The following is a 19,353-nucleotide window of genomic DNA, read 5'->3' as shown; positions in this document are numbered from 1 at the left end:
CGCAATGAACACGCATGAAGTCGCCGAATTCTTCGGCAGCAAGACAAAGCTGGCGCTAGCCCTGGGTATCCGCCCAAGCGCAGTGACCATGTGGGGAGAAACAATCCCTGAATCCAGGCAGTACCAGATTCAGGTTCTCTCCAAGGGCAGGTTCAAGGCAGCAAAGAAGGCTCAGGCCGCCTGATATCCGTGTCCGCCGATCCATTGAGCAAATGATCGCTTCTGCATCGGCAGGGCGCCACGGAAACAAATTTGAGGTTTTACGAATGGAAGACTTTTTGGATGCATGTCAGGCCGCAGTGAAGGGCAACGAGCCCAAGACCCTGGCTACAAAGATGGGTATTCCGCACGTTGGCCTGCTTCAGCGCGCCAACCCTGACAACGAGGCTCATCACCTGACCGTGGAGCATCTGTTCGGGATCCTGCTGCACACCGGCGACATGCGCCCGTTGATGGCCCTGGCAAATGAGTTCGGCTTTGACTTGGTATCGAAGTCGGCGCCGGAGCCGCAAGCGCTCACCAAGTCGCTGATCAACGTGGGCAAGGAAGTCGCTGACCTGACGATCGCAGTGCACGAGGCACTGGACGACAACCACGTCAGCACTTTCGAAAAGAGCCTGATCCGCCAAGAGATCAATCACGTACGGCAGAGCCTTGACGTGATGGACGCGTCCGTGAAGGCGGCCTAGGACATTCCGCATGCGAAATGTTTCTTTTGCAGAAAACGCCAGATTTGGAGCAGTCGCTTTCCACTATTGGAGGAAGAGCTGAACAAAAACCCAGGCACAAAAAAGCCGACGGTCGAGGTCGGCTAATTCGATAACACTTTGTGAGGCCGATTATATGCAAACCCCGCCACATATCAATAGCGCTACCAATCTCGCGCCACGTTTTCCGCACTCTGAAAACGTGGCGCGCAATTCTTCAGTTATTCCGTTCGACTTCGACGGCGCCGCAATCCGGGTCATCACCGACAAGCTCGGCGATCCGTGGTTTATTGCGCGCGACGTCGCTGACGCCCTCGGCTACTCCAAACCGGAGAACGCGGTGGCCCGTCACTGCAAGGCTGCGACCACTACCCCGAAACAGGGTGGTGGTTTCATGACCATCATTCCTGAGCGAGACCTGTACCGGCTGGTGATGAAGTCCAAGCTGCCGGCCGCCGAGAAGTTTGAAGAGTGGGTGGTGGGCCAAGTCCTGCCGAGCATTCGCAAGACCGGCACATTTTCCACACAGGGCCCGAACAACTCCAAGATCGTCGGCGAGCTCGCCATCCTGGAATGCTTCGACCGTCTGCTGAAGCCTGCGAACTCCAGCAAGATGTTGATGCTGGCAAAGATCGCCGCCAATAACGGCCTGGATGCAAAGTTCCTCCCGGGCTACGCCGTTGACGCCGCGCCAGACGCTGCTGGTGGGTCTTCGATGCCTACCAAGGCAATCACCGCTCTGATCAAAGATCACGCCATCGCCAGCACGGCCCGCGCCTTCAACCTTGCATTGGAGGCCCACGGCTTCCTCAAGGTCCTCCAGCGCAAAAACTCCAAGCAGGAAATGGTGGACTTCTGGTCCGTGACCGAGAAGGGCATGGCCTACGGCAAAAACCTCACCAGCCCTAAATGCCCCCGCGAGACGCAGCCTCACTGGTATGTGGATCGCTTCCTTGAATTGGCCGCAAAGGTCGGGAAGGCCTGACATGCAATACACCGTCACGATTAACCAGGTGAAGGCGCTGGAGTGGGGGCTGAACTCTCAGCAGGCCCTGCTGTTCGCGTTCGTCTACGGCTGCCCGAGCTGGACAAAGCCAATCAAGACCGATGACGGGATCTTCTTCGCGCTGAGCAAGGCCAAGATCACTGAGGAGCTGCCGCTGCTCACTGATAAGCCGGACACTGCTTACCGCATGTTGAAGGCCCTGGAGGAGGCCGGTTTGATTGAGCTGCAAACAGAGGCATTTCGACTAACCGAAAAAGGCTGTGAGTGGAATCCGAACCGCATGGGCCACGTCACCGCCCTCCAGCCTCCCGTTCTCCCGCCTCGGCGCCGGACGAAAAAGAAACCCATTCCTCTGCGCGCGCAAATATTCGCTCGCGATGGTCACGCCTGCCTGCGCTGCGGCTGTTCGGTGCTGATGCGCTTGAGGGCTGATCACGTCGTACCTGAGAGCCAAGGTGGAGAGGCTTCTTTGGGCAACCTCCAGACCCTTTGCATGTCCTGCAATAGCTGGAAGGGCGTGCGGACGATTGATTTCCGCGCGTTCGCCGGAGGTGCAGCATGAGCATGGGCCTTATGGTTGCCGCAATGAAGCTTCGCGTTGGTAATCCGCTGCGCAAGCTGGTGCTAATCAAGTTGGCCGACAACGCCAGCGACGTAGGCGAGTGCTGGCCGTCCTACCAGCACATCGCCGATCAGTGCGAGATCAGCAAGCGCTCCGTCATGAACCACATCACCGCGCTTTGTGAGGCAGGACTGTTGCGCAAGGAGATCCGGAAGGGTGGACCAAAGGGGAATTCGTCGAACGTTTACTTCCTAACCCTCGACGGTGGTGGTGCACCTCCTGCACCAGGGGTAGTGCAGAAGATTCACCCGGGTAGTGCAGCAGGTTCACCCCCTAGTGAATCTCCTGCACCAGGGGGTAGTGCAGCAGTTGCACCCAGAATCGGTAACTCTCTTGAACCAGTCATGGAACCGGTCATTGAACCAATTGCACCCCCGGCTCCCGCCGAGGTCGTGCCGGCTCAGCCCCGCGGCTTGGTGCTGGTGGTTGATCGCACCGACACCCCACGGGTCGAGATCCCCGCCGACATGCCTGGCCCCAAAGACCAGACCTGCAAAACCTTCAAGGTCTGGGCGAACTACGCCATGGCTTACCGCAAGCGCTACAGCGCCTGGCCTGTGTGGAATGCCAAGGTCGGCGGCCAGCTCGGACAGTTGGTAGACCGTCTCGGCGCCGACGTCGCCCACCACGTCGCTGCCCACTTCCTGAAAACCAGCGATGCCGCCGTCCTGCGCAAGTGCCACAGCCTCAACGAGCTGCTGGCCAACGCCGAGAGCTATCACACCCAGTGGGTGACCGGGCAGCGCATCAACGGCACAACCGCCCGCCAGATGGAACGGACAGAGGCGAACCACTCCGCAGCGGAGCAGGCCGCCCAGATGGTTCTGGCCAAACGCCAAGCAGGTGACCGCAATGAATACCTTTGAAATGAATGACCAGCAGGTTGCCGGGCTGGCCGCCGCCATCTGCGCCACCGCCGAGGCCATGGGCCAGGAAATGAACCCGGGCACTGCCGCGATGATGGCTGAAGACCTCTGTGCGTATCCGGTGCCGATCGTCAAAGCCGCGTTGAAGGCCTGCCGCTTTGAGGTGAAGGGAAAGCTGGCTATGGCTGACATCCTGCAGCGCGTGCAGTCCTCCGACGGCCGTCCCGGCAAGGACGAGGCCTGGGCAATCGCCATGACCACCAACGATGAATTCGAAACCGTGGTGCTGACCGACGAGATCCAGCTGGCACTGGCTGCCGCGAAACCCATCTTGGATGGCGGCGACAAAATCGGTGCGCGCATGGCGTTCATCGACGCCTACCAAAGGTTCGTGGGCCAGGCCCGCGAGGATGCGAAACCGGTCAACTGGCACGTGTCCGTGGGCTTCGACGCCAACCGTCGTATCCAGGCCGTCGCCAAGGCGGTGGAGTTGAAGCGTATCCCCCAAGAACACGGCCAAAAGTACTTGGCTGACCTGAGCATTGTTCCAGTTACCGAGGATGGCCGCGCCATTGCCGGTTTGCTCACCGGCGCCGTCACCCAGCCCGCGCCAGTTCTGCGCCAGAAGCTGGAACTGGTCAAAAACTCGATGTTGGAGATGCGCAAGGCCAGCGCCGAACGAAAAACCGAAATGCGGATTGAAGCGGCCAATGAGTTGGCGGATCGCCGGGCGCTGCTGATCAGACAGGCACAGGAATTGGAGCAACGGACATGACCATCGACAAGCAGAAACTTCAGAAACTGCTGTGGAGTGAAGTCGCCTCTTGGAAGGCTGACTGCAGTGAGTGGAAGCATAGCTCTGACGCGCTTGGTGAATTCCTCGGCGAGAAGACCGTGGAGGAGGTGGCGCTGGAGCTGCTGGCCGAGAACGAACGTCTGCGCGACTTCCTATCCGACATCAGCAAAACATCAGGCGACAGAGGGGCGGTCATGGGGGCGCGACAATTGCTGGGGGATCTCGAAAGATGACCAGTCTCCAGATACGCACCGAATCAGACCGCAATAAGGCCATGGGCTACATCGCCGGCCTGGACCTCGCCAAGCCCAAGAAGCTGGCCATCACCGAAGTGGACCGCAGCGGGGAGCAGAACAAGGCCCTGCACGCGGCGCTGGCAGATATCGCCGGCCAGGTCGAGCACGCCGGGAAGAAGTGGGATGTCCTGATCTGGAAGCGCCTGCTGACCGCCGCCTGGCTGCGCGAGTCGGGCGATCAACCGCAGATGATCCCGGCGGTGGACGGAAACGGCTTCGACGTCATCTACGAACGCACAAGCAAGCTCACCGTGAAGCAGTGCGGCGAGTTGATCGAGTGGGTGCATGCCTTCGGCGCCGAGCACCAGGTGCGCTGGACGCAAAAGGACAATTGGGGAGGGCGCTACTGATGAGCCATAACTTCAAGCCGGGCGACCTGGCGCTCGTTATTTCGGGTGGGTATCTGGGCGAGACCGCAGAACTGGTGCGATTCGTAATGCCTGGTGACCTGATCGTCTCACCCACCACGGGCAAGGTTTACGAGTTCAGGCCGGCGGCCGGTGTTGGTGGATGGCTGTGCAAATTCAGAAGCATGCATGCGGTAAAGCACGAAAAGAACCTGATGCCCCTGCGAGGCGACTTCACCCATGAGCAGCAGAAAGCCAAGGAGGCTGTATGACCATCGAACGGAAGCCGGCCAAGCCGAAGAAATGCCGCATTGCTACGTGCAGGGCCTCATTCGTCCCTTCCCGGATGGGTCAGGCGGTTTGCAGCCCGGCCTGTGCAATGATCGACGCGCCCAGGCATGAGTCGAAGGCGCGTAAGGCGCTGGCCGAGATTGGCCGCAAGGAGCTGCGCGCCGCGAAGGTGAAGATCAAGTCACGCGCCCAGTACATGAAAGAGGCCCAGACCGCATTCAACGCCTGGATTCGCGAACGGGATGTCGGCTTGCCGTGCGTGAGCTGCGGGCGGCACCACAACGGGCAGTGGCACGCCGGGCACTACCGTACCGTCGGTGGCAACCCAGAGCTTCGCTTTGAGCCACTGAATGTGTGGCGCCAGTGCGCGCCGTGCAACAACCACAAATCGGGCGACATCGTGAATTACCGGCTTGAGCTGGTGAAGCGTATCGGCGCCGACAAAGTGGATTGGCTGGAAGGCCCTCATGAGCCCCAGCGCCACACCATCGAGCAGCTGCAGGCCATCAAGGCCAAATATCGTGCAATGACCAGAGAGCTGAAAAAGGGGCAGGCAGCATGAAAATCAACTCCGCACGTCAAGCGTGGCATGACTGCAAGTACAACCCGGCCCCCGGCCAGTCCTCAGATGCTGCTGAGCTCGGCGTGGTGGTGCAGAACACCGAGCGCGGCCCCACTGCAAACCACGCGGTGCACGGCGCCCTGGCCGGGCATATCCAATCGGCAATCGCCCGACTGCACCCGCAGATCCGCGTTTTCGGTGACTTCATGTACGCCGCAGAGCAGAGCGACGACATCCGCGAGGCGGCGGAAGAGGTCGTATTCCTGATGGTGGTTGGCAAGTCGCCGCGCATGACGGCGGCCAAGCGCGAGAAATTGGAGTTCGTCGTAAAGGGCGTGATGCGTCGGTACCAGCACATGCACCAGGGCGGGCAGTCGGCCAACGAAGATCCCTTCGCCAATGCCGAAAAGTTCCGGGCGTGGATGTGGCAGTTCTACGGTGTGCGTCTGGAGTCGTGCAACTGGGAGCGAGATTGGGGTGGTGTGCTGCAGCTGATCTTCGAGTGCTGCGAGGATCTGGACCGTCGTGCACTGAGCCCCGTTGCAGCGGTAATTTACGAAATGCGCGAGGCCGCATGAGGGCCTATTGCGTTCCCGTGCGGCTCATGGCATGATTTCGCCACTGTTAGAGTTTTGCCTTCGGCAACTTACTCGATGATCCAAGAAAACCCGGCCACTGCGCCGGGTTTTTTATTGCCTGAGTTTCACCTGTAGCCAGGGCAGCCTTCGGGAAGGCCTGGACGTCGATAGCCGGACAGTGCGACGTACGGAACAACCCCGGCAGCCCGTGCACCCTTGCTCCAACCATGCGTTAGGGTGGCACGAGACAGGAACAGCGAGATCGATGCATTGGGGCGTCGACGCTGGAATTGTCTTTGGCTGGCAGCGCGGAAAGACGCGCACACCTATTCAGGGCCTCAGCATTTGCTGGGGCTTTTCACGTTATGAGGCACAGCAAATGTCCGGCTCTATCCAATCAAGCAACTACGTGCCGGGCGTTTCCGGCTGGAAGCTCAACCCTGGCGGTGACTTCGAGATCAACTCCTGCACCCTCGGTAGCGCGGCGAATGCGCCAGAGCGCCAGATGGTGTCGGTCGAAGTGGCCAGTTGGAGCAAGTACGACTTGCCCAAGAACGCTGCCAACCTGCTCCAGTTCATGCAGGCCGAGCTGCAACGTGTTCCGGAAGAGTATCGCCACGCCGCCGAGTTCGAAGAGTTCGATGCAAGCTACGGTGATGAGTCATTCAATGCTTGCCTGTTCCTGAGCTACTCCCGTCTCGAGACGGAGGAAGAGCTTGCCAATCGGCTCGCGAAGGCGAAGTGCGCCGGCACGCGGATCGTGCGCGCGGGTGGCTGCACTACGGTGATTCATGACGGTGTCGTTCGCTGGAAGTTTGGCAACTTAGACGCACCGCTGCCTGATCCCGAGCAACCTGAGCCCTTAAAGGTTGATGGCGATCAGGGCTACATCAACAAGGCCTTTGTCGATGATGGTTCGGTCACGAACGCCAAGATCGGCGCTGGATTCTACGTTCCTATCCTCGGCGTGTATGTCGATACGGATGGTCGACTCCGCGTCAAACGATATGATACTTCCAGTGATGAAGGTCTCGACAGCAAGCTCGCCGCCAATTGGTCGCTGAAGATGCAGGTGGACACCAGCGGCCAGTACGTCGCCGCTGGCATTGGCCTGGGCTTGTCGTCGCAGTTCGTTGTGTCGGCAGATCGCTTCGCCATCATCGACCGCAGCGCCTTGGACATCCGCCGCGACATTGCCGACAAGATCGGCGAGACCAATCTTGGTCAAGACCTGAAAGAGCAGGTTGAGAAATTGACTCTGGCGCAGGCCGGCCAGGTCAAGGAAATCATCCGCGCCGAACTTCGTCAGGGCGGTCTGCTCTGGCGACGCCGCTAATCCATTCCTTCACTCCCTCACCGGGAGAATTCGGGTTTTTTATTGCATAAGTTTCCCCAAGCCCTCAGAGCCTCTGACTTGTCACGCTGATGAGGGCCCTATTCAGAGCCTCTGCATACGCAGAGGCTTTTTCGTTTACGGAGGTTCGACATGGCGCTGAGAAGTCTCGAAGAAACCAAGCCGTTTGTGGTGGTCGATACCATCGTTTTCATCAACTACGCGACGATCAGTAATTCCATGATCGAAAACGCAAAACATGCCGACTTGGTTACTCCAGAGCAGCGCTCTTTCCTGAAAGGACTCACGTTCGGGCCTATCAATCGTTAATTCACGGCCTGCCACTGTGCGGGCCTTTTCGTTTTCGGCCCCACCACACCCATCGCTATGGCTGGGAGTGCTGCTGGGGCTGATCTATTTCTGGCCAAGGCCATTTTCTTCATGGAGTGACGATGGATCCTACTGACCTCGGCCCAGGCACAGCTACCTGGCTGGGCGGTAGCGCCACCGTTGTACTGGGCGGCTTGCTTTGGCTGCGCCGGTTCCTTTCCAAGGACGCGACCGACCGGGCAATGGACAGCGCCGATATCGGCACCCTGAAGCGCCTGAACGAGCTTCTGAACCAAGAGCGCGCTGCGCGCAAAGAAGCCGAGGCCCGCGCCGATCAGTTCGCGAAGGAGCGGAACGACCTGGCTGCCGCCGTTGGGCGCATGGAAGGCAAGATCGAAGCGCTGACCAGTCAGGTCGCTCAACTCACTGACCGCGTGACGCAGCAGAGCGACGAGATCACTCGCCTGCGCACCAAGCTGGGAGGAATCGCCTGATGGACAGATGCGCACTGGAATTTATCGCGCGCCGCTGGTGGCGCCGGGCCGAAGTCTGGGCGATTGCCGTCGTGCTGGTTGGTGGTGGAGCTGTTCTTGGGTACCAGGCCGCTTATTGGTCTCTCGCCGAGAGCCAGAGCAACCAGGTGAAAGGCATTCGCGAGGCGTACGACACGGCCATGACTGAGCGTGATAAGCGCCTTGAAGAGCTGACCCGCAAGACCGGCACCGCCGCCGACAAGGCCACGAGGGCTGCAACTACTGCGGCCCAGGCTGCCGACAAAGCGGACGAAGCCCTAAACCGCGTATCGCAGTAATCCGCGCCACGTTTTCGAATGCGCCAAATCGTGGCGCGAGATACGTCACATGAAAGTAATCCTAACCAAGCTACTTGGATCGGCCGAGGTCGAGTTCCTGCGTGAGGGTGTGGTCGTTCACCGCGAGCGGTTCACCGGCAAGGTCACCTCCGAGTACCGGCGCACCATTGCGTTCAATGAACCGTTCGACCACCACCGATGCCGGTTTGTGACGGCCATGCCAGCTGATCGGGCATTCCAGTATGAGGTATCCCCATGAGTATCAAGAAACAGCTGATTCACTTCAACAACATCCAGCTCACCTTGTTTGCGGATGAGCTGAAGGCTGCGCTGATCGCCAAGTACGGTGATGCAGCTGCCGAGATGCTGGTCGATGACGTGATACTCCAGAACGCCACCTACTCCACTTATTACCCAAGTGACGGTGTGAAGTTCACCTTTGCTCAGCCTCTGGAAGGGCACAACGCATGAGCAGCGTCACCCGCTTGCGCCACGCGCTCCCGATGAGCCCTGACATCAACGCAGCGGTAAGCGCTCTCGACAAGGCCATTGCTGATGCCGTGGACGCTGCCAAGGCTGCCGGACTGCCTCAGGGCCTGATTGTTGGATTGCTCCACGGCCATGCCCACGCACAGACACACCAGATGGTGACGCAATGACCGCGAGCATCCACGACATCGCCGACCAGCGCCCGCACCTGATGGTGGTAGCCAGTGATGGTGCCCACGTAATCCCGCACGCCCTGGTTCAATCGGTGATCGCTGGCGACAAGCCTTCCTCGATCCTGACTGAGCCCGTGGTGAAGCGGATCATTGAAGAGTGGCTACAGAAGCTCACCCAATAAGGATTCCTCATGACAACCAAGCAACCCGACTGGGAGGCAATCGAACGCGCCTACCGGGCCGGACTGCTTTCCGTCAGAGAGATTGCCGCTTCCTGTGGCGTCTCACACACCGCCATTCAGAAGCGTGCGAAGGCCAATGGCTGGGAGCGCGACCTCAAGGCGAAGATTAAGGCGAAGGCTGATTCGCTGGTTGCCAAACGCGAGGTTGCCACACAGGTTGCCAGCAAATCGGTGGAAACCGAGCGCGAGATCATCGAGGTCAATGCTGAGGTCATTGCGAATGTGCGGATGGCTCACCGTGGCGATATCTCTCGCGGCCGCCGGCTGACCAACATGCTGCTGGATGAACTGGAAGGTCTGACCGAGGAGCAGGGGACGCTCAAGGAGTTGATTGCCCAGCTGAAGGATAACGATGACGTTGATTCGGCGATGTTGGAACTGGCAAGCAAAATGGCCAGCCTGCCGTCCCGGACCAAGACCATGAAGGAATTGGCTGAAACCTTGAAGACTCTGGTTGCCCTGGAGCGCCAAGCCTACGACCTCGACACCAAATCCGGCGGCAATGACGCTGACGAGCTGTCCAAGATGATGGACGATCTATCGAAGGAAGCCTGACATGAAGCCCGAGCACTTGAAGCTGCTCCGGGATAAGCGCTGGCGGTTGAACAATCTCTACTTCATCACCGACAAAGCCGGGAAGAAGGTTCGCTTCCGGATGACGGACGAGCAAATCGAATACTTCGACGGGATGCACACCCGCAACATCATCCTGAAGGCCCGGCAGCTCGGCTTCACCACTGAGTGCTGCATCATCCAGCTGGACGCGGCGCTGTTCGAGTCGGCCAAGTGTGCCTTGATCGCTCACACCCTGAACGACGCCAAGCGCCTGTTCCGGGAGAAGGTCAAATACGCCTACGACAACCTGCCGGCCGAGATACGCGCTGCCAACCCGGCGAGTAACGATGCTGCTGGTGAGCTGGTGTTCAGCAAGGGTGGCTCGCTCTACGTCAGCACCTCCTTCCGGGGCGGCACGCTGCGTTACCTGCACGTATCTGAGTTCGGGAAGATATGCGCCAAGTTCCCGCACAAGGCCCGCGAGATCGTCACCGGCGCCTTCGAGGCCGTGGCCACCGATTGCTTTGTCACCATCGAATCGACGGCAGAAGGTCGGGCCGGCTACTTCTTCGACTACTCGCAGAGCGCTGAGAAGCAGCAACTGTCTGGCATGGCCTTGGGCCTGCTGGATTGGAAGTTCTTCTTCTTCAGCTGGTGGAAGAACAAAGGCTATTGGCTTGACCCCACTGACGTGGTCATCCCACAGCGCCTGACCGACTACTTCAACGAACTGTTCGCCAAGCACGGCATCGACACGAACCCAGGCCAGCGAGCCTGGTACGCCGCCAAGGAGAAGACTCTCGGCGACGACATGAAGCGGGAATACCCGTCGATTCCCGTCGAAGCCTTCCAGCAGTCGGTCGAGGGCGCCTACTACGCGCATCAATTGACCAAGCTCTACTCGCAGCAGCGCATTGGCGTGATCCCGGACAACAGCCACCTACCGGTGATGAGCTTCTGGGACATCGGTGTCAGCGACTCCACGGCCATTTGGTTTGTGCGTCAGGTTGGCGAGCAATACCACGTCATCGATTACTACGAGAACTCAGGCGAAGGTCTGCGGCATTACATGAAGGTGCTCAAGGATAAGGGTTACACCTACTCCGAGCACTGGGGGCCACACGACATTGATAACCGGGAGTTTGGCAGCGATGCCAAGACTCGTCGGGAGCTGGCCCAAGAAGGCTACGAGATCGACGGCCAGATTTACAGCATGACATTTCAGGTGGTCCCTAAGATTGGTATCAACGACGGCATCGAGGCGGTGCGGGAGATTCTTCCGCTCTGCGTGTTCGATGAGTCGAAGTGCGAAGAGGGTATCAACTGCATCGAAAACTACCGAAAAGAGTGGGACGACAAGCGCGGCTGCTGGAAAGACAGGCCGCTGCATGACTGGACCTCTCACGGCTCCGACGGATTCCGATACTTCGCAGTGGCGAAGAGCGCCAGGAAGCCGGCCACCTCTATCAAAATGGGATACGCCCGATGAGTAACGACGTCTCCTTCAAGCGGGCGGAATACACGGCAGTGCTGGACCGGTGGGCGACCGTTCGCGACGTTTGCGCGGGCCAGCATCGGGTTGTCGATCGGCTGCCGTACATCAACGCTCACGACAAGTCCCCGGAGAACGAAGATCGAAACCGGGCTTACCGCGAGCGGGCGGTGTTCAAGAACGCCACCGGGCACACCCGTAACGGGCTGCTGGGTCTGGCTTTCCACAAAGATCCGACGCTCGCGGTACCGAAAAAGCTGGAGTACCTGCAAGACAATGCCAACGGCTCCGGTGTGAGCATTTACCAGCACTCCCAGGGCACGCTCGAAAAGGTACTTGAGGCGGGGCGGCATGGCCTGTATGTCGATTACCACCAAGATGCTGGTGTCGGCGGCCACTCGGTGATCCTGTCTTACTGTGCAGAAGACATCATCAACTGGCGCACCGGCATGGTGAACGGCCATAGCGTGCTGACGCTGGTGGTGCTGCGCGAGTCTCCGGAGATTCCTGACGGCTTCGGCTACAAGACAGCTGAGCAGTACCGGGAACTGGCGCTTGAGGATGACGGCTTTGTGTGCCGGGTCTGGCGCCGATCCGGTCCGAAAGGCGGCGGGCCGCTGGCGGTCATCGAAGAGTTCAGGCCGGAAGGCGTCACCGGGCGTCTCAAGGAGATCCCGTTCACTTTCGTAGGCGCGCAGAACAACGACCCAAGCATTGACGAGTCGCCGCTGTACGACATTGCCATGATCAACCTGGGGCATTATCGAAACAGTGCCGACTACGAAGACAGCGTCTTCTGGTGTGGCCAGGCTCAACCATGGATTTCCGGTCTGAACGAGCAGTGGGTCAAGTTGCTAGAGGCAAAGGGCGTCTATGTTGGATCCCGTGCGCCGATGCTTCTGCCGGCAGGGGGCGCCTTCGGTTACGCCCAGCCTGCACCAAATACGCTTGTCAAAGAGGCCATGGGCGATAAGAACCAAATGATGATCGAGCTGGGCGCCCGGATGGTGGTTGCGTCTCTGTCGTCCAAAACGGCGACCGAGGCCCGTGGTGACCAATCGGCGTCCACATCAGTGCTGGCCGGCTGCGTTGCAAACGTCAGCGAGGCATATACGCGGGCAATCATGTGGTGCTGCGCCTACATGGGTATCGCTGACAAGAAGGTCGCCTACCAGGTGAATCAGGAGTTCGTCGAACTGACGGCTGATCCGCAGATGATCACGGCTTTGGTTAGCTTGTGGCAGCAAGGCGGCTTCGCCAAGGCAGACCTTCGGGCCTACCTGCGCAAGCTGGGCCTGATTGCGCCAGAGCGTACGGACCTGCAGATCGACGGTGAACTGGAAGAGCAGAGCGACGGCCTGGGCCTGGATGACGAGGACAAACCAAATGGCGGTAAATCCGGCAGTACTTGATGCCACGATCCGGCACGCGGTCTTTCTCGAAAAGCTCAAGGCGGGGGAGGTGGGCAAGTTTGCTCCCTTCCTCAAGGAGATTGATCGCTCAATCCGCGACCGGCTTACCCAGTCGGATCTGACCGAATACAACACGAAGCGCCTGGAAGCGTTGCTGAAGGAGGTGGACAGCCTGTTGCTGGGCATCTTCGACCGCTACAGCGCGCAACTGAACCTTGACCTGGTGGACATCGCCAACTACGAGGCCGAATTTGAGGCGACCAGTCTTGCCAGGTCGGTGCCGGTTGGTGTGTCGTTGGATGTGGTCGCGCCGACGGCCGCTGCAATTCGTACCGCAGTGCTGACTAACCCGCTCAGCGTGCGCGGTACCGGCGGCGGCAAATTGCTGAAGGCCTTCATCAAGGGATGGACCGGCGCAGAGCGTGATCGCGTCACCGGCGCCATACGGCAGGGCTTCTTCGAGGGGCAGACGAACTTCCAGATCATCCGCAACATTCGCGGCACCAAGGCTGCCGGCTACAAAGATGGAATTTTCGCTACCACCAACCGTAATGCCAGCACGGTCGTGCACACCGCGATTCAGCATGTGTCGTCCCAGGCGCGGATGGAGGTGGCCAAGGCCAACACTGACATTGTGCAAGAGATCCAGATGGTGGCCACGCTGGATAGCAAGACCAGCCAGTTGTGCCGCTCTATGGACAAACGCAAGTTTCCGGTGGATTCCGGCCCAAGGCCGCCGTTCCACCCGAACTGCCGTACCACATTCATCTTGCTGACCAAACTCAGCGCGATGTTCGCTAAGGGCGCTACGCGCGCCTCGGTGGGTGCTGACGGCGGAAAGCAAGTCAGTGCTGACCTCGATTACTACCACTGGCTCCAGCAGCAGCCAGCAGCGTTCCAGGACGTTGCCATCGGCCCCGTCCGCGGCAAGCTGTTCCGGGAGGGAGGCTTGACCGTGGAGCGATTCGCCGAGCTGCAGCTTGATCGCAACTTCACGCCGCTGACCCTGGTGCAGATGAAAGGGCTTGAGCCGCTGGCGTTTGAGCGTGCGGGGATATGATTGGCTGATTTTGATCAGCAGTCTTTTCTTTGGGTATCTAGATCTTCCATGTACTGGTAGTACGCGTCTTTCCACTCTGTTACGAGTTTCTCGTATTCCTCTTTTTTAAACACTGGCCTTTCGAATGACTTGTAGTCTGCAACCCGAATAGTCAGCCAGTCGGATAGTTCGCCGGATTTTTCTCCTAGCGCGGTTTTTGTTAACAGCATCAACGAGTAGCCAGCTCTGGAGAATGCCTCAACGTAAGCAGGTTTTTTCTCTGCGAAGCCAGGTGAGGCGCTACCAGTCGTTAGAGAAGCGAGGGACGCCATGAAGTTGTCACTTTTGATCCTGGCATATTCCTCTCTTTTGTCGAGCCGGCTGACACAGCTGAGCTTTTCACTTGATCTGGTTGCTTGTGCGCTACTAGCCAGCGTGACGACGCTCGTCGCCAACACGCCGGCCAGTGTCATTAGAGAAGAAAAGGCCGCAATTTTGAATGCGATCTTCAAGTCGGTCCCGGTTTTGTCTTTAGACCCTGCTGACATTTCAGTTATTCCATGAAAAGCGGCATTGAAAGGGTTCAGCACCAGAAACGCAACGTAACCCGCATTTGCGGGATTTTTTTTACCTGTAAAGCGGGCAAACAAACCCAAGGGGTGCATCAACGTGGCAGAAGAAAACGAAATCGACCTGGAAAACCCGGCAATCAAGGCCGCTATCGCGACTGCCGTTGAAGCATCTGTGTCTGGTCTCAAAACCAAGAACTCGGAACTGCTGGGCAAGCTGAAGGAAACCTCCGGCAAGCTGACCCAGTTCGAAACACAGTTTGAAGGCATCGACATTGAAGCCGTCAAAGGACTGCTCAACCGCGCCGGGCAGGACGAAGAAACCAAGCTGCTCACCGAGGGCAAGGTGGACGAAGTCTTCAACCGCCGGACCGAGCGTCTGCGTGGTGACTACGATAAGCAGCTGAAGACCATCAGCGAGCGCGCCGAGAAGGCTGAATCGTTCGCTGCTAAGTTCCAGGGCAAAGTCCTGGGTGACTCGGTACGCGGCGCGGCACTGAAAGCCGGCGCACTGCCGGAAGCAACCGACGACATCATCCTGCGCGCCAAGGGCGTGTTTACCCTGAACGAAGATGGCGATGCGGTCGCCGTTGATGAGTCCGGCCAGGTCATCCTCGGCAAAGACGGCAAGACCCCCCTGACTCCGCTTGAATGGGCGGAATCTCTGCGCGAAAGCGCACCTCATCTGTGGCCAAGGGCTTCAGGGACATTTGCCCCGGGCGGGGGTGGCGGCAAGGCTGCATTCAAGCGCTCCGAAATGACCTCCGAGCAGAAGCGCGATTTCCAGCGCAAGCACGGCCAAACCGCATATCTCGCATTGCCCAAGTAAGGGGATTGACCCATGGCTACAACCGTTAACAGCGACCTGATCATCTACAACGATGAGGCGCAAACCGCATACCTGGAACGTGTCCAGGACAACTTGGATGTATTCAACGCATCGTCCAACGGCGCAATGGTGCTGGACAACGAACTGATCGAAGGCGACTTCCGCAAGCGCGCCTTGTACAAGCTGAACGGCTCTCTGGAGCATCGCGACGTCAACTCCGACGGCAAGGTAACCGCCAAGAAGATCAGCGCCGGCGAAGCTGTCGGCGTCAAAGCTCCCTGGAAGTACGGCCCTTACCAGACCACCGAAGAGGCATTCAAGCGCCGCGGTCGTCCGGTCGAGGAGTTCTCCCAGATCGTCGGCGCCGACGTCGCTGATGCGACCCTGGAAGGCTTCATCCAGTACGCAACTGCTGGCCTGCGTGCCGCCATCGGATCCAACGCTGACATGGTGGTTTCGGCCAACATCGAAACCGACGGCAAGAAGACGCTGACCCGTGGCATGCGCAAGTTCGGTGACAAGTTCGGCCGGATCGCTCTGTGGGTGATGCACTCCAGCGCTTACTTCGACATCGTCGACGAAGCGATCACCAACAAGATCTACGAAGAGGCCGGTGTCGTGATCTACGGCGGCCTGCCGGGCACGTTGGGCAAGCCTGTACTGGTGACCGACACCGCGCCGGCGGACGTGATTTTCGGCCTGCTGCCTAACGCCGTGACCATTACCGAGTCGCAGGCCCCGGGCTTCCGTTCCTACGAAGTGAACGACGAAGAGAACTTGAGCATCGGCTACCGCGCGGAAGGCACCGTGAATATCGATGTGCTGGGTTACAGCTGGAAAGCCACCACTGGCGGCTCCAACCCAACCCTGGCCGCCGTCGGCTCCGCTGCCAACTGGATCAAGCACGCAGGCAGCAACAAAGTCACCGCCGGCGTGATGATCACGCTGACCACAACGCCTCCTGTCACTGGCGGCTAAGTCTCAAACTCAACGCGCGGCCAGCGATGGCCGCCTTGGAGAAACACATGGAACTGACTTACAGCAACCAGCTGAGCGGCTTCGACCCGGAGAAGCGTTACCGCAATCCGGAACACTTCGATAAGCCCGAAGCGGGTGTGACCAGCGTGCTGGTGATTGGCGATTGGCCGAGCGTGGTCAATGCGTACGAAGCAGTCGGCATCGACGTGTCGGTGAAGGAAGCCAAGCGGGCGCAGATTGTTGGTGCGGGCAACCAAGCCGAACTGGAAAAGGTGATCGCGGTTTTGCGTGCTGAGCATGGATCGATCGAGATCCTGATTGGTGGCCTGGAAGCTGGAGAGATTCACCGTCCCGAGTCAGGCGACCTGGCGTTGCGATTGTTTGACGTGCTGGGCACCATCCATGCTTCGGTTGATGAGTTGACCACTGAACGTGATGGCCTGGCCTTGACTGTCGACGCACTGCGTGGCGAGGTTGAAGCGCTGAAGAAGTCTGTCCTCACGCCGTCGGCTGATGAGGCCGGTGAGATCGCGGCACTGAAATCAAAGCTCGATGAGGCCAAGGTCCAGTACCGGGCCAACGCCTCCAAAGAATCCCTGGAAAAGCTCGTCGCTGAGCTGCCCAAGGAGTAATACTGCTGGCTGTTGGTGATCCGGCGGCCAATCTTCAAACCATTCCAGCGAGTTAACGCATGACACTCATCATCGAGGACGGCACCGGCAAGCCTGACGCCGAAAGCTACGCGAGCGCCGAGGACCTGGCCATGTATGCCGTGAAGTTCGGCACGGTCATCCCTGTAAGCGTTCCGGAGCAGGAAGCGTTGCTTCGTCGGGCCGCCTTGGCGATGGATGGCATGACCTGGAAGGGTCGCAAGTCGAACAGCGAGCAGGCCCTGTCCTGGCCGCGCCGGGAAGTGCGGCTTGATCATGAGATCAAGCCGAACAACTACCTGCCGGCGCGTATTCAGTACGGCCAGATGGCGCTGGCAGCCGAGATTCATCAGGACGATATCGACCCAGTGGAGAAGCGCAAAGGTGCTGTCTTACTGGATCGTGTTGAGGGGGCGGTGACGCGGCAGTACGCCGCGATCCCGTCCACTAGCAACCGGCTTCTACCGGCGGCGCCGGACCGTCCAAGTGCAACGCAGTTTGCCGACTACCTACAAAAACGCGGGTTGTTTGCTGTTAGGGCTTGATCAGTCGTTGGACAATTCATACATGTCCAGAAACGGATACGCATCTCTGATGGCTTGGTCCCCATCTTTAATAGTCCTCACAGCCTTATCCAAGTTATCGAAAGACACGGGCTGGTCTAACGGGAAGTCTCGCTCTGCCATTTCCTTAGAAGCTTTGGCGCCGAACCCTGTCTTCTCAAAGGCAGTTTGATAGGAATTTCTCGCCTTGAACTTGTCTTCAAGGCTTTTCCCTGTACCGCCGGTATTCTCACGAATCTCTCGCGAGGTCCGGTTTAGGTCGTCACTTATCGTTCCGTAATTCATATTTCCTCCTTGGGTAAATGAGCATGGCATTCTACGACGAAATGGCCGTGATGGCTCTGGAGATGATCACGGAGTTCGGCCAGTCCGTGACCATCAGCAAGACGGAGCTGGGTGAGTATGACCCTGAAATAGGCGGCCCAGCGCCCGGCGCAACTGTTGAGCAAATCGCGCAAGGCATCCTGCTCGACTTCACCGGCCAAGAATTCCAAAACAACAGCCTCATCAAGCAGGGCGACAAGAAGCTCAAGATCGGTGCGCAGGGATTGGCCTGGGTTCCGGGCCTGCTGGACAAGGTGGTCGCCCAAGGCCGCACCTGGTCAATCGTCCCTCCGCTGAAAGAGATTAATCCAGCCGGCACGCCGATCCTGTATGAATTGCAGGTGCGATCGTGACGAACAAATACGCAAACATGAACGGCAGCTTTGCCGAGAATATCCGCGACTTCGCCGAGCGCGCTCAAGCCGGAATCGACGCAACCATCCGCGAGATCGTGATCGAGATCGGCAGCAGCGTCATCCGAATGTCGCCGGTGGGCAACCCCGAGATCTGGGCTGCGAACGTCGTTCACCGCCAGGCGAACAAGCGAGCCGCCGATGACTACGACTTCAAGGTGGCTGTGCGCAACACGATCATCAACCTGAACGAATCGAACTTCACCAAAGCCGGCAAGCTGCGAAAGGGCGTGAAGTACGCCAAGCCCCTGACCAAGACCGAGCGCGACCAGAACTTCAACGTGAACGGTTTGGTGGCAGCTAAGGGCTACGTCGGCGGGCGGTTTCGCGGGAACTGGCAGTTTTCGATTGATACGCCGGCCGAGGGAGTGCTTGATCAGATCGATGTCAGCGGTAACGTCAGCATCGCCGTGCTCAAGGCGCAGGTTCAATCCCTGACAGCGGGGCAAACGGCCTACATCGTGAATAACCTTCCTTATTCTATCCCGCTGGAATATGGCCACTCGACCCAAGCACCCGGCGGAATGGTCCGAATCACCCTGGCCCGCTTCCAGCAGATCGTCGAAGAAGCCACAAGGAACAACCAGGTATGAGCCACGCCATTATCGCGTCGATTTACGAAGCCAAGCTGCTCGCCTGGAGCAAGGCGCGTGCGGAGCCCATCAAGGTCGTGTTTGAGAATATCCAGTATGACCCTGCAGAGGGCGAGACCTACCTTCGTGCATTCGCGCTACCAGGCGATACTGCCAGTAGCACGCTTGCTGGCGACCATCGGGCGTTCATCGGCGTCTATCAGGTCAGCATTGTGGCTCCGGCGAACACTGGGAAGACAAAGACGAACCCGCTTGTGGTCGAGTTGACTGGACTGTTCCGGCTGTATGCCCGAGACACGAAGAGCGGCGTCACAGTGGTCACCATGTCGCCGGTAGAACAGGGGCCAGGGATCACAGACGCAGCGACATACATGGTTCCAGTCTCTTTCGAGTATCGAGCAGATACTAGCTCATAGCCGGTTTGTTAGTACCCACTGAGCCTCAATCCGCGATATTGCGTATGCGGCTATAATCGGTTCCTTTTTCC

At 58.9% G+C, this 19,353-nt stretch carries 32 protein-coding genes and 1 pseudogene; 31 read left to right on the top strand and 2 right to left on the bottom strand.

Translation table 11 applies throughout. The annotated features are described in order from the left end of the window. Positions 1–4: 4 nt before the first annotated feature. From AC19YS_RS25585 to AC19YS_RS25470, 24 genes and pseudogenes are all read left to right on the top strand, one after another. A complete protein-coding gene (locus AC19YS_RS25585) occupies positions 5–184 on the top strand; it encodes a Cro/CI family transcriptional regulator (RefSeq protein WP_024075251.1) in 180 nt (59 codons plus the stop codon). A gap of 82 nt (positions 185–266) precedes the next feature. Next, entirely contained in the window at positions 267–689 is a 423-nt protein-coding gene (locus AC19YS_RS25580) for a phage regulatory CII family protein (protein WP_500602909.1), read from the top strand. Positions 690–843: 154 nt separating this feature from the next. Then, a complete protein-coding gene (locus AC19YS_RS25575) occupies positions 844–1,692 on the top strand; it encodes a BRO-N domain-containing protein (RefSeq protein ID WP_500602908.1) in 849 nt (282 codons plus the stop codon). A gap of 1 nt (position 1,693) precedes the next feature. Continuing rightward, a pseudogene (locus AC19YS_RS25570) lies at positions 1,694–2,053 on the top strand (phage replication protein); the annotation flags it as partial. Between the two features lie 6 nt (positions 2,054–2,059). Then, entirely contained in the window at positions 2,060–2,275 is a 216-nt protein-coding gene (locus AC19YS_RS25565; RefSeq protein WP_500603022.1) for an HNH endonuclease, read from the top strand. Then, positions 2,272–3,201, top strand: a complete 930-nt coding sequence (locus AC19YS_RS25560; RefSeq protein WP_500602907.1) for a helix-turn-helix domain-containing protein — start codon at positions 2,272–2,274, stop codon at positions 3,199–3,201. The genes AC19YS_RS25565 and AC19YS_RS25560 overlap by 4 nt, the downstream gene beginning before the upstream one ends. Next, on the top strand, positions 3,188–3,976 hold the full coding sequence (locus AC19YS_RS25555; RefSeq protein WP_500602906.1) for a hypothetical protein: 789 nt from the start codon (positions 3,188–3,190) through the stop codon (positions 3,974–3,976). Before AC19YS_RS25560 ends, AC19YS_RS25555 begins: the two co-directional genes overlap by 14 nt. Continuing rightward, positions 3,973–4,230: a hypothetical protein gene (locus tag AC19YS_RS25550; RefSeq protein ID WP_500602904.1), complete on the top strand. Its 258-nt coding sequence runs from the start codon at positions 3,973–3,975 to the stop codon at positions 4,228–4,230. Before AC19YS_RS25555 ends, AC19YS_RS25550 begins: the two co-directional genes overlap by 4 nt. Continuing rightward, positions 4,227–4,643 carry a recombination protein NinB gene (locus AC19YS_RS25545; protein WP_500602902.1) on the top strand — a complete coding sequence of 139 codons (417 nt, stop codon included), beginning with the start codon at positions 4,227–4,229 and terminating at the stop codon, positions 4,641–4,643. Before AC19YS_RS25550 ends, AC19YS_RS25545 begins: the two co-directional genes overlap by 4 nt. Further along, a complete protein-coding gene (locus tag AC19YS_RS25540) occupies positions 4,643–4,912 on the top strand; it encodes a hypothetical protein (protein WP_500602901.1) in 270 nt (89 codons plus the stop codon). The genes AC19YS_RS25545 and AC19YS_RS25540 overlap by 1 nt, the downstream gene beginning before the upstream one ends. Then, positions 4,909–5,493, top strand: coding sequence for a recombination protein NinG (locus AC19YS_RS25535; protein ID WP_500602900.1), 585 nt, complete (start codon positions 4,909–4,911; stop codon positions 5,491–5,493). The genes AC19YS_RS25540 and AC19YS_RS25535 overlap by 4 nt, the downstream gene beginning before the upstream one ends. Continuing rightward, entirely contained in the window at positions 5,490–6,071 is a 582-nt protein-coding gene (locus AC19YS_RS25530; protein ID WP_500602899.1) for a hypothetical protein, read from the top strand. The genes AC19YS_RS25535 and AC19YS_RS25530 overlap by 4 nt, the downstream gene beginning before the upstream one ends. A gap of 265 nt (positions 6,072–6,336) precedes the next feature. Next, positions 6,337–7,407 (top strand): phage tail tip fiber protein, encoded by a 1,071-nt coding sequence (locus tag AC19YS_RS25525; RefSeq protein WP_500602898.1) that lies wholly within the window; start codon positions 6,337–6,339, stop codon positions 7,405–7,407. Positions 7,408–7,557: 150 nt separating this feature from the next. After that, complete coding sequence (locus tag AC19YS_RS25520) at positions 7,558–7,734, top strand: hypothetical protein (RefSeq protein WP_500602897.1); 177 nt, start codon at positions 7,558–7,560, stop codon at positions 7,732–7,734. A 122-nt stretch (positions 7,735–7,856) separates the two neighbouring features. Then, positions 7,857–8,228, top strand: coding sequence for a chemotaxis protein (locus AC19YS_RS25515; protein WP_025856073.1), 372 nt, complete (start codon positions 7,857–7,859; stop codon positions 8,226–8,228). Further along, positions 8,228–8,545: a hypothetical protein gene (locus tag AC19YS_RS25510; RefSeq protein ID WP_500602896.1), complete on the top strand. Its 318-nt coding sequence runs from the start codon at positions 8,228–8,230 to the stop codon at positions 8,543–8,545. Before AC19YS_RS25515 ends, AC19YS_RS25510 begins: the two co-directional genes overlap by 1 nt. Positions 8,546–8,594: 49 nt before the next feature. Next, positions 8,595–8,804 (top strand): hypothetical protein, encoded by a 210-nt coding sequence (locus tag AC19YS_RS25505; RefSeq protein ID WP_500602895.1) that lies wholly within the window; start codon positions 8,595–8,597, stop codon positions 8,802–8,804. After that, positions 8,801–9,016 carry a hypothetical protein gene (locus tag AC19YS_RS25500; protein ID WP_500602894.1) on the top strand — a complete coding sequence of 72 codons (216 nt, stop codon included), beginning with the start codon at positions 8,801–8,803 and terminating at the stop codon, positions 9,014–9,016. The genes AC19YS_RS25505 and AC19YS_RS25500 overlap by 4 nt, the downstream gene beginning before the upstream one ends. Then, positions 9,013–9,204, top strand: a complete 192-nt coding sequence (locus AC19YS_RS25495; protein ID WP_500602893.1) for a hypothetical protein — start codon at positions 9,013–9,015, stop codon at positions 9,202–9,204. Before AC19YS_RS25500 ends, AC19YS_RS25495 begins: the two co-directional genes overlap by 4 nt. Continuing rightward, complete coding sequence (locus tag AC19YS_RS25490) at positions 9,201–9,389, top strand: hypothetical protein (protein WP_500602892.1); 189 nt, start codon at positions 9,201–9,203, stop codon at positions 9,387–9,389. The genes AC19YS_RS25495 and AC19YS_RS25490 overlap by 4 nt, the downstream gene beginning before the upstream one ends. Positions 9,390–9,398: 9 nt before the next feature. Further along, positions 9,399–10,004, top strand: a complete 606-nt coding sequence (locus AC19YS_RS25485) for a hypothetical protein (protein WP_500602891.1) — start codon at positions 9,399–9,401, stop codon at positions 10,002–10,004. Position 10,005: 1 nt separating this feature from the next. After that, the gene (locus tag AC19YS_RS25480; RefSeq protein ID WP_500602890.1) at positions 10,006–11,493 is read left to right on the top strand and encodes a terminase; all 1,488 of its coding nucleotides are present in this window, start codon (positions 10,006–10,008) and stop codon (positions 11,491–11,493) included. Further along, positions 11,490–12,908, top strand: coding sequence for a DUF4055 domain-containing protein (locus tag AC19YS_RS25475; RefSeq protein WP_500602889.1), 1,419 nt, complete (start codon positions 11,490–11,492; stop codon positions 12,906–12,908). Before AC19YS_RS25480 ends, AC19YS_RS25475 begins: the two co-directional genes overlap by 4 nt. Then, positions 12,883–13,968 (top strand): minor capsid protein, encoded by a 1,086-nt coding sequence (locus tag AC19YS_RS25470; RefSeq protein ID WP_500602888.1) that lies wholly within the window; start codon positions 12,883–12,885, stop codon positions 13,966–13,968. Before AC19YS_RS25475 ends, AC19YS_RS25470 begins: the two co-directional genes overlap by 26 nt. 14 nt (positions 13,969–13,982) lie before the next feature. Here the strand turns inward: AC19YS_RS25470 and AC19YS_RS25465 are convergent, their stop codons facing one another. Continuing rightward, the gene (locus AC19YS_RS25465; RefSeq protein WP_500602887.1) at positions 13,983–14,603 is read right to left on the bottom strand and encodes a hypothetical protein; all 621 of its coding nucleotides are present in this window, start codon (positions 14,601–14,603) and stop codon (positions 13,983–13,985) included. A 13-nt stretch (positions 14,604–14,616) separates the two neighbouring features. On the opposite strand from AC19YS_RS25465, the gene AC19YS_RS25460 reads away from it, so the two are divergent. The 4 genes from AC19YS_RS25460 to AC19YS_RS25445 are packed head-to-tail and all read left to right on the top strand — an operon-like array spanning position 14,617 to position 17,518. Further along, positions 14,617–15,345: a hypothetical protein gene (locus tag AC19YS_RS25460; RefSeq protein ID WP_145163877.1), complete on the top strand. Its 729-nt coding sequence runs from the start codon at positions 14,617–14,619 to the stop codon at positions 15,343–15,345. 12 nt (positions 15,346–15,357) lie between these two features. Then, positions 15,358–16,323: a major capsid protein gene (locus tag AC19YS_RS25455; protein WP_448194404.1), complete on the top strand. Its 966-nt coding sequence runs from the start codon at positions 15,358–15,360 to the stop codon at positions 16,321–16,323. Between the two features lie 47 nt (positions 16,324–16,370). Further along, complete coding sequence (locus tag AC19YS_RS25450) at positions 16,371–16,955, top strand: hypothetical protein (protein ID WP_500602886.1); 585 nt, start codon at positions 16,371–16,373, stop codon at positions 16,953–16,955. A 59-nt stretch (positions 16,956–17,014) separates the two neighbouring features. Further along, positions 17,015–17,518, top strand: coding sequence for a DnaT-like ssDNA-binding protein (locus tag AC19YS_RS25445; protein ID WP_500602885.1), 504 nt, complete (start codon positions 17,015–17,017; stop codon positions 17,516–17,518). On the opposite strand, the gene AC19YS_RS25440 is transcribed toward AC19YS_RS25445, so the two are convergent. Then, a complete protein-coding gene (locus AC19YS_RS25440; protein ID WP_500602884.1) occupies positions 17,519–17,821 on the bottom strand; it encodes a hypothetical protein in 303 nt (100 codons plus the stop codon). A 23-nt stretch (positions 17,822–17,844) separates the two neighbouring features. On the opposite strand from AC19YS_RS25440, the gene AC19YS_RS25435 reads away from it, so the two are divergent. From AC19YS_RS25435 to AC19YS_RS25425, 3 genes are read left to right on the top strand one after another with little or no spacing between them, the layout of a single operon-like run. After that, a complete protein-coding gene (locus tag AC19YS_RS25435) occupies positions 17,845–18,213 on the top strand; it encodes a hypothetical protein (RefSeq protein WP_500602883.1) in 369 nt (122 codons plus the stop codon). Positions 18,214–18,230: 17 nt separating this feature from the next. Beyond that, positions 18,231–18,866 carry a hypothetical protein gene (locus tag AC19YS_RS25430; protein WP_500603021.1) on the top strand — a complete coding sequence of 212 codons (636 nt, stop codon included), beginning with the start codon at positions 18,231–18,233 and terminating at the stop codon, positions 18,864–18,866. Then, the gene (locus AC19YS_RS25425) at positions 18,863–19,282 is read left to right on the top strand and encodes a phage tail terminator-like protein (protein WP_500602882.1); all 420 of its coding nucleotides are present in this window, start codon (positions 18,863–18,865) and stop codon (positions 19,280–19,282) included. Before AC19YS_RS25430 ends, AC19YS_RS25425 begins: the two co-directional genes overlap by 4 nt. Positions 19,283–19,353 lie beyond the last annotated feature (71 nt).

This window comes from Pseudomonas sp. MF08831 (genome assembly GCF_059862645.1).
The sequence above is the reverse complement of the archived record's forward strand: the minus strand, read 5'-3'. Positions and strand labels throughout refer to the sequence as shown.